The organism is Lysinibacillus sp. FW301-JW8 (assembly GCF_058788755.1).
The window spans coordinates 35096-46834 of record NZ_JBYTBB010000045.1 but is presented as its reverse complement, the minus strand read 5'-3'; the positions used below and the strand labels follow the sequence as shown (position 1 = coordinate 46834).

Genomic DNA, 11739 nt, shown 5'->3' with positions numbered 1-11739 from the left:
TGCACTCCAATCAGCAATAGTGTAGAACTTTAAATATATTCTTCCCTCAAAAGTAAAGTAAAAGCATGTTACTCACCAACATTAAATGGATAGAATATTGGTACAATTCTACAGCTATTAACCTACATTTTATGCGTAAAACTACTTTGTAACTTTACATAAAGTACTGCTCTGCTTTCGCATAGAAAAATGTTATTAAAACTCCATTTTTGCACAATCTAGTGATGGGTAAGACTTCAAATTTATCACTATTTATTTGTGAAATGCCAGAAGAACATACTATGAGCAGTGGTTGATTGGAGTGTAGACTGAGTGACTCCTCGGGGATTCAGCGTCACAGATGAGACCCTGGAGCGAGCATATTAGGGGAACGAAGGCTAAAGGCATCACGTCCTGTGATAACGCCTTCGTGACCAACCTCCTGTTACCCCAAGCGGCTCATCGGGCGCCCCCAGGAAAGCACTCAGTCGGAACGGAGATCAACCCCTCGTTTTGAAAAAGGACTATACTTTTTAATTTGTCACCTTGATTTCATTGACATAATAGTATTTCAACAACATGAGAAACTGCATAAATTTTTATGCAGTTTTTTCTTTACTTTTCATCAGTTATTTTGTAAGCTAGAAACAACGTTAAAAGTGGTCTGACCACTTTTTGATAAGGGGAGTTAGTCGTATGGATAAAAAAACCGAACAAAAGAAAGTGTTTTTAGAAATCGTCCAACAATTACGTCAACTCATTAAAATAGAAAAAATACAAGCTGGTGAGAAGCTACCTTCCGAACGAGTTCTGTCAGAGCGTCTAGGTGTCGGGCGATCCTCTGTAAGAGAGGCATTGCGAAGTTTAGAATTGCTCGGACTGATTGAAACAAGACATGGCGGTGGTACTTTTCTAGCGTCCACACATAAACATCAGCTTGTAGAAATACTGTCGATGTTTATATTAGAAGATGAAAAATCAAAAAAGGATGTCGAATTAACACGACAAATTCATGAAAAGGAAGCTATCCGCGTAATAAGTTGTACAGAGATTCTTCGCACACTACCTGTGTGGGACAGTTTTTTTGTGAAACTAGAAATTGAAGGTACAGTTAATTGTCGAGATATTTTAAGAGAGCTAATAATAACGGCAGGAAATCGACTTTCTTTAAAAATCTGGTTTCAATTAGCAGCTTATGATGGTGACCGTTTAAATCGAAACTCAACAGAAGAGGAAAAATTAATCATTCAAACGATGTTGAAATCGATGCAGCTAGGCTATGAAAAAGAAGCATTAAAAGCTTACGAACAGTGGATGAATACTGAACAAAGCATTTAGACAACAAAGGGGGAGTCAAACATGGCAATACGTAGCTTATTTAGCGGTAATAAAAAAAAGAAAGAGAACGGACAAGAAAAGGCATTTCCAGAAGGACTGATGACAAAATGTCCTGAATGCCGCCATATTCAATTAACGAAGGAATTAGAGAAAAATCATAAAGTATGCACAAAATGCAGCCATCACTTCAAAATGACTGCACAGGAGCGTGTAAATTATTTCTTAGATGAAGGCTCATTTTTTTCTATGGATGATCATTTACAAACAAGTAATCCCCTTAATTTCCCAGCGTATGTGGAGAAAATTTCTGTAGATCAACAAAAAACAGGCTTAAATGAGGCTGTATTGACAGGAGTAGGTACATTAGACGGAGAAGAAATTGTCGTAGCAATTATGGATTCTCATTTCCGAATGGGCTCCATGGGCTCAGTAGTTGGAGAAAAAATTACACGTGCTGTTGAAAAGGCTACTGAATTACGTGTACCGTTTATTATTTTTACAGCTAGCGGTGGGGCACGTATGCAGGAAGGCGTTCTATCATTAATGCAGATGGCAAAAACGAGTGTGGCATTAAAACGACATAGTGACCAAGGTTTATTGTTTATTTCGATATTGACGCACCCAACAACAGGTGGTGTTTCGGCAAGCTTTGCCTCTGTTGGGGATATTAATATAGCAGAACCTCAAGCATTAATTGGCTTTGCTGGACGTCGTGTTATTGAAGAAACAGTTAGAGAGAAATTGCCGAATGATTTCCAAACAGCAGAATTTTTACTTGACCATGGTCAACTTGATGCCATCTTCCCTCGTAAAGATTTGCGAGATCAAGTAGCAGTACTTGTAAAAATGCATACGAAAGGCGGCGTACAGCATGTCTAAAAATTTAGCTTTTGAAGAACCAGTAATACAGTTACGAGAAAAAATAGATGAATTAAAATCAATAGCTGCTGAAGCAGATGTAGATATGACAGGTGAAATTGAAAAGCTTGAAATTCGTCTGACTCAGCTAGAGCAATCCATATATGCCAATATGAAGCCATGGGATCGTGTGCAGGTAGCTAGACATCCAGAAAGACCAACGACATTACAATATATAGAAGCAATGTGTGAGAATTTTATAGAATTACATGGGGATCGGACATTTGGTGACGATGCCGCCATTCTTGGGGGAATTGGATTTTTTGAAGGACAGCCGGTAACAATTATTGGACATCAACGTGGAAAATCTACGAAAGAAAATATTCGTCGTAATTTCGGTATGCCACACCCAGAAGGTTATCGAAAAGCATTGCGATTAATGAAACAGGCTGAAAAATTTAAACGCCCAATTATATGCTTTATCGATACAAAAGGTGCATATCCAGGTAAGGCAGCAGAGGAACGTGGCCAAAGTGAAGCAATTGCTAGAAATCTGATTGAGATGGCAGGCTTAAAAGTACCAGTGATCAGTATTGTTATTGGTGAAGGTGGTAGCGGTGGTGCACTTGCATTAGGAGTAGCTAATCGTGTCTTTATGTTAGAGAACTCAACGTATTCTGTTATTTCTCCTGAGGGAGCAGCATCCATCTTATGGCGTGATGGAAGTCTTGCGAAACAAGCTGCAGAGGCAATGCGTATAACAGCGCCTGATTTAAAGGAGCTAGGTGTCATTGATGGCATCATCCCAGAAATTACAGGTGGTGCACATCGCAATGTAGCGAAGCAGGCTCTTTATATAAAAGAATGTATAAGTGATACACTGAAAGCATTGAATTCTTTAAATGGCGAACAATTAGTTGAAGATCGTTACGAGAAATTTAAACAAATCGGTCAGTATACAGAAACAGAACTATAAATACTGATAAGAAAATATTTCTTGATTTGAGTTTTAGATCAAAACTTTTAGTTGAAAATCTGCTCGTAAAGAGATTATTTTCGTCTTTTAGTTGAAGAAAAGCTTTTATGATATAAGAAGATAGTAGCGCAAAAATAACGCCAGACTTCTTGAAAAAATGTTAGATTTCGGATGTTTTTGAATGGAAAGAGTGTGTGAAAGCGCATTCTTTTCATTTTTTATGTAAAAGTTATGTTTTTATAGTCTTAGAACCCTTACATAGTTTGTTTTTTCATGTTAATGTGAATAATAATAGTAACTGCAGGAGGTTCGACAATGAAAAAAATTGCCGTATTAACAAGTGGTGGAGATGCGCCAGGAATGAATGCAGCTATTCGTGCAGTCGTTCGTAAGGCAGCCTTTCATGGAATCGATGTTGTTGGAATTAAGCATGGCTATGAAGGCTTAGTAAAAGGTTACATGGAAAATCTTGATCTAGGTTCAGTAGGTGGCATAATTCAACGAGGTGGTACACAGTTAAATTCAGCGAGATGTCCTGAATTTAAAGAAGGAACAGTCCAACAGCGTGGTATTGACAACTTGCGGGCAGCAGGAATTGAAGGATTAGTTGTTATTGGTGGTGATGGTTCCTACAGAGGTGCTATGGATTTAGTGAAGAAAGGCTTCCCTGTTGTTGGTGTACCAGGAACAATTGATAATGATGTACCAGGCACAGAATACACAATAGGATTTGATACGGCACTAAATACAGTTGTAGAATCCATTGATAAAATTCGTGATACAGCGACCTCTCATGAAAACTCCTTTATTGTAGAGGTAATGGGAAGAGACGCTGGAGATATTGCTTTATGGGCAGGTCTTGCAGCAGGTGCTGAAACTGTTTTAATTCCAGAAGAAGATTATAATTTAGATGACATTGTGGCACGCTTAGATCGAGGAGCAGCACGTGGCAAAAAGCATAGCATTATTATAGTTGCTGAGGGTGTCATGTCTGGCAGTGATTTGGCAAAATTGTTAAAGGGAAAAACGGGGAAAGAGACGCGTGTTTCTGTTCTTGGTCATATTCAGCGAGGTGGTTCTCCTACTGCACGTGATCGTGTTTTGGCAAGTCAATTCGGTGCTCATGCAGTTGAATTACTAATGGAAGGAAAGTCTGGCAGAGCGGTAGGAATTCGCAATCATCAAGTAATTGACTATGATATGCCTGAAGCTTTCGAAAAAAATCATGAGGCAGATGTAAGTTTATATACATTAATGAAAGAACTATCAATATAATTTGGCATAAAAACGGAGTGGGCATAAAATGAGAAAAACTAAAATCGTATGTACAATTGGTCCGGCAAGTGAGTCGCCAGAAACCTTAGAAAAATTGATTGAAGCAGGTATGAATGTTGCCCGCTTAAATTTTTCACATGGTTCGCATGAGGAGCATGAGGTACGCATTAATTTAATTCGTGAAGTTGCACAGAAATTAGGGAAGCCAGTTGGGATATTACTTGACACTAAAGGCCCTGAAATTCGTACACATAATATGAAAAACGGAGAGCTACATTTAACAGCAGGTCAAGTAATTGATATTTCAATGACTGAGGTTGAAGGGACAGAGACTAGCTTCTCTGTCACATATGAACGCTTGATTGAGGATGTGGAACAAAATTCCATTATTTTGTTAGATGATGGTCTCATTCAGCTACGTGTCTTAGCAACAGATATGGAGAAAGGTCTTATCCATACAATTGTTGAAAATGCGGGTGTTTTAAAAAATAAAAAAGGTGTGAATGTACCTGGTGTTTCTGTTCAGCTTCCTGGAATCACAGAGAAGGACGCACAGGATATTTTATTCGGCATCAAGCAAGATGTAGATTTTATTGCAGCTTCGTTCGTGCGTCGTGCAAAAGATGTGCTAGAAATTCGAGAGCTGCTTGAACAAAATGGCGGAAGTCATATTCAAATCATCCCGAAAATCGAGAACCAAGAGGGTGTTGACAATATTGATGAAATCATCTTAGTGTCAGATGGATTAATGGTAGCTCGTGGTGATCTAGGCGTTGAAATTCCAGCTGAAGAAGTACCATTAGTACAAAAGAAATTAATTTTAAAATGTAATCAAGTAGGGAAACCAGTAATTACTGCTACACAAATGCTAGATTCAATGCAGCGTAACCCGCGTCCAACACGAGCAGAGGCAAGTGATGTAGCGAATGCTATTATTGATGGTACTGATGCTATTATGTTATCTGGTGAAACAGCAGCAGGTCTATATCCAGTGGAATCTGTACAAACAATGAATAAAATCGCACAGCATACAGAAAACTCTTTAGACTATAAGGCAATAGTCTCTATGCGTAGTCGAGAAAAAGAGGCAAATATGACAGAGGCTATATCTCAGGCTGTAGCGTATACGTCAATTAATTTAGGGGTAAAGGCAGTTTTAGCACCGACTGAAAGTGGTAATACAGCTAGAATGATTGCAAAATATCGCCCAGGTGTACCAGTTATTGCTGTAACGGGATCCTCAAATACAGCTCATACATTAACACTTGTTTGGGGAGTATATCCAGTTGTTTGTCAACGTGTGACAACTACAGACGAAATTTTAGAGCTTGCTGTTGATGAAAGCTTAAAGCATGGATATGTAACACATGGTGATGCAGTTGTTATTACTGCAGGTGTACCAGTTGGTGAAGCAGGTACAACTAACTTAATGAAAGTTCACATTATTGGAGATTTACTAGCTCGCGGTCAAGGAATTGGAAAAGCTTCAGTAGTAGGAAAAACGGTTGTTGCAAAAAATGCAGCAGAGGCACTAGCCTATGATACAGATGGTTGTATTATAGTAACGGTTGGGTCGGATCGTGATATGATGCCAGCGCTTGAAAATTGTCTTGGTTTGATTACCGAGGAAGGTGGACTTACAAGCCATGCAGCAGTAGTAGGTCTGAGCCTAGGTATCCCTGTTATTGTCGGAGTAAAAGAAGCAACAACTTTGATTCGTCATGGTCAAGAAATCACAATGGATGCAGAAACGGGCGTTATTTATAAAGGACATGCCAGCGTTCTTTAAGAAAGATAAAGAAGCTCTAGTGCAAACGACTGTACTAGAGCTTTATTCTAAACATAACGAAACACTTTTCATACATAAACATTCTTCATTCGCATCATGCTTGAATATAAATAGATTCATCTCTCTACATGGTGTTTCATTTGTTTTTTTAATGAAACAAAATGGGCTATAATAACGTATAAGAGGTATAGCTTTTTAGATAGAAGGGAGAAAAATATGAGAAAAGTTTTTCTTGGTTTCATTGTCTATGCATTAGCCGAATTGGCGTTATTAATAGTAATTGGTCAAAATATTGGTGTTTTCAATACATTATTGCTCATTGTTGCAACAAGTATTATAGGTATTTATGTAGTTAAAAATAAAGGTATGAATTCTGTGCAAAATGTTAAAAATACGATAGCACGAGGAGAGGCTCCAGGTCCTGCCTTAATTGATACTGTGTTAACATTCAGTGGTGGTGTATTATTAGCTTTGCCAGGATTTTTAACGGATTTGATTGGTTTGTTACTACTCATGCCTTTTTCCCGTAAAATGTTCCAACCAATCTTTTATTATTGGATGCGTAAAAAAATGAAAAAAGGTAACTTTATTATCGTTCAAAAATAGCATTTTCCTTTAACTTAACTGCCAAAAATAAAAAAATTGGGCTCAGTAAAATACCATAAAAACCAAATAATAAAATGGAGGCAGCACTGATGAAAAAGGTGTGGAAGGTACGTAATTGAAGCGTATTTGACCAAAGCATGGATTCAGCAAGCTGCCTTGTTAATTGAACGAATAAATATAATATTAAAATTGCGACACATAAAAAGGTATTGCCTGTGAAGTAAAAATAAATGCTCATGGGTACAAGAAATACACCAATGCCAAAGAATGGAAGCACATCTGCGAAGGCTACTATAAAAGCTTTAATGATAGCTTGTTCAAAGTTAAGCAGCACAAATCCTGCACATAGTATGAGCAATGTGATTGTGAAAAGCTGAAATTCCACAAATAGAAAGTAATGAAACAACTGCATTACTTTAGAAAAATGTGACTGCCACTCATTGCGATATTTTTTTGGCGCATATTGAAAAAACCAATAACGGGATTTCCGAGTTTCCAATAGGGCGAAATAGTATGCAACAAGGAATATAAATACTTCAATGACATGCTTCATAATTAATTGAAAAATATTCGCTATATAAACTAAAATCGAATCAAAAATAGACAACGATTTTTCCTTTAAAACTTGGATAAATATGGATTCATATTCATCGAAAAGTGGGAAATTTTGTAGTGTATCTCGGATTTCAGGAAAGATATGAATTACGCTATTGATAGATATAATAGCGAGAAAAAAGATACAAGAAAGTATCAAAATTTCCACGATAATTGCTGCAAGCCAATAAGCGATCCTACAATAAGTATGAAGGAATTTTATGATAGGATAAGTCGAAAAAGATAAAAAAATTGCAAGTGAAACGGGTAATACGAACCAAAGTATTACCAAATAGAATATAAAAAATAAAATACTTGTAGTTCTTTCGTATGAAAAATGCTTAATATTCCTCATTTTTACAAATTCACCCCATTTCAAAAGTTAAATTAATGTCAAAATATACAAAAATACCTCTTTAGAGCATATATATAATCGCTCGGGCGCCTTTTTCTTTATTTGGCGGATTTTCATTCACAAAGCTGTCAAAAATGATTATAATAGCAATGTAAGCGATTTACTTAATGGTTCATATGAGCAAAAAACGTAAATGTGACATACAAAATACATTTACAACCAAAAAAATAAGTATGAGGGAGCGATAATTATTATGTCAGCAACTAAAGGTTTGGAAGGTATCGTAGCAGCGGAATCTAAAATCAGTTCAATTATCGATGACACACTTACATATGTTGGTTACAACATTGATGATTTAGCAGAGAACGCGTCGTTTGAAGAAGTAGTTTATTTATTATGGCACACTCGTTTACCAAAAGAGGACGAGCTAGCTGAATTAAAACAACAATTAGCAGACAACATGACAATTCCGCAAGCAATTGTAGAGCAATTCAAAACATACCCACTTTCAACTGTACATCCAATGGCTGCACTACGTACTGCAGTATCTTTACTTGGTGTATTCGATGAAGAGGCAGATGTTATGGATCCAGAAGCTAACTACCGCAAAGCTATCCGTTTACAAGCTAAAATTGCTACAGTAGTTACTGCATTTTCACGTGTTCGTAAAGGTTTGGAGCCAGTTGCGCCAAAACCAGAATTAGGATATGCAGCAAACTTCTTATACATGCTTAAAGGTGAAGAACCAGCAGCAATCGAAGTTGAAGCATTCGACAAAGCATTAGTATTACATGCTGACCATGAATTAAATGCATCTACATTCACAGCACGTGTATGTGTAGCTACATTATCAGATGTTTATTCTGGTGTAACAGCAGCTATCGGTGCATTAAAAGGGCCACTTCATGGTGGTGCAAATGAGCAAGTTATGAAAATGTTAACTGAAATTGGCTCACTTGAAAAAGTTGAATCTTACATTCAAAATAAATTAGACAACAAAGAAAAAATCATGGGCTTCGGTCACCGCGTATACCGCAAAGGCGACCCACGTGCACCACACTTACGTGTAATGTCACAAAAATTAACTGAACTAACTGGTAAACCAGAGCTATATGAAATGTCAGTTAAAATCCATGACATGATTGTAGAACAAAAGAAACTACCTGCAAACGTAGACTTCTTCTCTGCGTCAGTGTATGATTCTTTAGGTATTGATCATGACCTATTCACACCAATTTTCGCAGTATCGCGTACTTCTGGTTGGGTAGCTCATATTTTAGAGCAATATGCTAACAACCGCCTAATCCGTCCACGTGCAGAGTATGTTGGACCAGGCATGCAAAAATATGTTCCAATCAGCGAGCGCTAATTTGGAAAATATGCTAGAATATTTGGGACTGTGTTACTGATAACACAGTCCTATGATTATGAATTTAGGAGGCAACAGCAATGTCAAACAAAATTGTAGTTGAAAATGGCGTACTTAATGTACCAAACAATCCAGTGATTCCTTTCATCGAAGGTGATGGAATTGGTCCAGATATTTGGGCTGCAGCATCTCGTGTAATCGACGCAGCAGTAGAAAAAGCTTACAACGGTGAAAAGAAAATCGAATGGTTAGAAGTTTTAGCTGGTGAAAAAGCATTCAACCAAACTGGTGAATGGTTACCACAAGAAACTTTAGACAAAATCAACGAATACTTAATCGCAATTAAAGGTCCTCTTACTACGCCAATCGGTGGTGGTATCCGCTCTCTAAACGTAGCATTACGTCAACAGCTTGACCTATATGTGTGCTTACGTCCAGTACGTCACTTTGACGGAGTACCTTCTCCAGTTAAACGCCCAGAAGACGTTGATATGGTTATCTTCCGCGAAAACACAGAAGACATCTACGCTGGTATCGAATTCGAATCTGGTTCTGAACAAGCTCAAAAAATCATCAACTTCTTACAATCTGAATTTGGTGTAAAACAAATTCGTTTCCCAGAAACTTCAGGTATCGGTGTGAAGCCAGTATCTAAAGAAGGTACTGAGCGTTTAGTGCGTTCTGCTATCGAATATGCAATTAAACATAACCGTCCGTCTGTGACATTAGTTCATAAAGGAAACATCATGAAATTCACTGAAGGTGGTTTCAAAAAATGGGGTTATGAATTAGCTGAAACTGAATTTGCTGATCAAACATTCACATGGAACCAATATGACGCTATCAAAGCTGAACAAGGTGAAGAAGCAGCAAACAAAGCTCAAGCTGACGCTTTAGCTTCTGGTAAAATCTTAGTAAAAGATTCTATCGCTGATATCTTCTTACAACAAATTTTAACTCGTCCAAAAGAGTTTGATGTAGTAGCTACAATGAACTTAAATGGTGACTATATTTCTGATGCATTAGCTGCACAAGTTGGTGGTATCGGTATCGCTCCAGGTGCGAACATTAACTACGTAACTGGTCACGCGATCTTCGAAGCTACTCACGGTACAGCTCCAAAATATGCTGGCTTAGATAAAGTAAACCCATCTTCAGTATTACTTTCAGGTGTATTAATGCTTGAACACTTAGGATGGCAAGAAGCAGCTGACATGATCAATACATCTGTAGAGAAAACAATTTCTTCTAAAGTTGTAACTTATGACTTCGCTCGTTTAATGGACGGCGCTACAGAAGTGAAATGTTCTGAGTTTGCAGATGAGTTAATCAAGAACCTATAATTTCTATTGTAATATAAAAATTATAGGTAAAGCGGATGCTTTATTCTGTCGATATAATTAGGGTAAAATGTATTTAGTTTAACTTCTTTCAGCAAAACTGAAAGAAGTTAAAGCCTCTGGCAGCTGTCACGAAATCGGAAAGGATTTCTTTGTGCAAGCACAAAGCCGATTCCGGACGCAATTATGTAGAGGCATAATTGATTAAAGCATTATGATGAACTTGATTAATCGAGGGAGGAGATATATTCTCCTCCCTTTTTTAAATATATAACCTAATTTTAAAGGAGCGTATTCAAATGTCTCTGAAACGTAAAAAAATCTCAGTAATTGGTAGTGGTTTTACAGGTGCTACAGCAGCATTTTTAGCAGCTCAGAAAGAACTTGGCGACGTCGTTTTAGTAGATATCCCACAGGCAGAAAACCCAACAAAAGGTAAAGCTCTAGATATGTGGGAAGCTGCACCAGTGCAAGGTTATGATTCATATGTGAAGGGTACTTCTAACTATGCAGATATAGCAGATTCTGATGTAGTCCTTATCACTGCTGGTGTTGCTCGAAAACCAGGGATGAGTCGTGACGATCTTGTTCAAATTAATCAGGGTGTAATGAAAGCTGTTTCTAAAGAAATTGCTGCTCACTCACCAAATGCAACGATTATCGTGCTCACAAACCCAGTAGATGCTATGACTTACACAGTTTACAAAGAAACTGGTTTCCCAAAAAATCGTGTTATTGGTCAATCTGGCGTACTTGATACAGCTCGCTTCTGTGCGTTTGTTGCTGAGGAGCTTAATATCTCAGTGAAAGACATTACTGGCTTTGTTTTAGGTGGTCACGGTGATACAATGGTACCACTTACTCGCTATTCATTTGCAGGCGGAATTCCATTAGAAACATTAATACCTGCTGATCATCTTGAAGAGATTGTTAATCGTACTCGTAATGGTGGTGCAGAAATCGTTAATTTGCTTGGTAATGGCTCAGCATATTATGCTCCAGCAGCGGCACTTGTTGAAATGGCAGAAGCAATTATTAAGGATCAGAAACGTATTTTACCATCTATTGCATACTTAGAAGGTGAATATGGCTACAATGATTTGTATTTAGGTGTTCCAACTTTACTTGGTGCGAATGGCATCGAAAAAATCTTTGAGCTAGAGTTAACAGACAAAGAAAAAGCAGCTTTAGATAATTCGGCAGAAGCAGTCCGCAATGTTATGAAAATTTTAGCTTAATAAAAAGCTTATGAAATCGAGT

Annotated in this window: 10 protein-coding genes; 9 read left to right on the top strand and 1 reads right to left on the bottom strand. The window is 37.6% G+C overall.

What is annotated here, in order from left to right; genetic code table 11:
* Positions 1-675: 675 nt before the first annotated feature.
* From AC3WOM_RS17590 to AC3WOM_RS17565, 6 genes are all read left to right on the top strand, one after another.
* A complete protein-coding gene (locus AC3WOM_RS17590) occupies positions 676-1317 on the top strand; it encodes a FadR/GntR family transcriptional regulator (protein ID WP_427546431.1) in 642 nt (213 codons plus the stop codon).
* A 21-nt stretch (positions 1318-1338) separates the two neighbouring features.
* Positions 1339-2196 carry an acetyl-CoA carboxylase, carboxyltransferase subunit beta gene (accD, locus tag AC3WOM_RS17585; protein ID WP_492447777.1) on the top strand — a complete coding sequence of 286 codons (858 nt, stop codon included), beginning with the start codon at positions 1339-1341 and terminating at the stop codon, positions 2194-2196.
* Positions 2189-3151, top strand: coding sequence for an acetyl-CoA carboxylase carboxyltransferase subunit alpha (locus AC3WOM_RS17580; protein WP_492447776.1), 963 nt, complete (start codon positions 2189-2191; stop codon positions 3149-3151). The genes accD and AC3WOM_RS17580 overlap by 8 nt, the downstream gene beginning before the upstream one ends.
* Before the next feature lie 315 nt (positions 3152-3466).
* Positions 3467-4426 (top strand): 6-phosphofructokinase, encoded by a 960-nt coding sequence (gene pfkA, locus AC3WOM_RS17575; protein WP_492447775.1) that lies wholly within the window; start codon positions 3467-3469, stop codon positions 4424-4426.
* Positions 4427-4454: 28 nt separating this feature from the next.
* Positions 4455-6215: a pyruvate kinase gene (gene pyk, locus AC3WOM_RS17570; protein WP_427546441.1), complete on the top strand. Its 1761-nt coding sequence runs from the start codon at positions 4455-4457 to the stop codon at positions 6213-6215.
* Positions 6216-6431: 216 nt separating this feature from the next.
* Positions 6432-6821: an FxsA family protein gene (locus tag AC3WOM_RS17565; protein WP_369593500.1), complete on the top strand. Its 390-nt coding sequence runs from the start codon at positions 6432-6434 to the stop codon at positions 6819-6821.
* On the opposite strand, the gene AC3WOM_RS17560 is transcribed toward AC3WOM_RS17565, so the two are convergent.
* Positions 6805-7770, bottom strand: coding sequence for an AI-2E family transporter (locus tag AC3WOM_RS17560; RefSeq protein WP_492447773.1), 966 nt, complete (start codon positions 7768-7770; stop codon positions 6805-6807). The two genes, AC3WOM_RS17565 and AC3WOM_RS17560, sit on opposite strands and share 17 nt — an antisense overlap.
* Before the next feature lie 253 nt (positions 7771-8023).
* Between AC3WOM_RS17560 and citZ the strand changes: the two genes are divergently transcribed.
* From citZ to mdh, 3 genes are all read left to right on the top strand, one after another.
* The gene (gene citZ, locus AC3WOM_RS17555; RefSeq protein WP_427546447.1) at positions 8024-9139 is read left to right on the top strand and encodes a citrate synthase; all 1116 of its coding nucleotides are present in this window, start codon (positions 8024-8026) and stop codon (positions 9137-9139) included.
* An 80-nt stretch (positions 9140-9219) separates the two neighbouring features.
* Entirely contained in the window at positions 9220-10482 is a 1263-nt protein-coding gene (gene icd / locus AC3WOM_RS17550) for an NADP-dependent isocitrate dehydrogenase (RefSeq protein ID WP_427546450.1), read from the top strand.
* Between the two features lie 296 nt (positions 10483-10778).
* Complete coding sequence (gene mdh, locus AC3WOM_RS17545; protein ID WP_492447772.1) at positions 10779-11717, top strand: malate dehydrogenase; 939 nt, start codon at positions 10779-10781, stop codon at positions 11715-11717.
* Positions 11718-11739 lie beyond the last annotated feature (22 nt).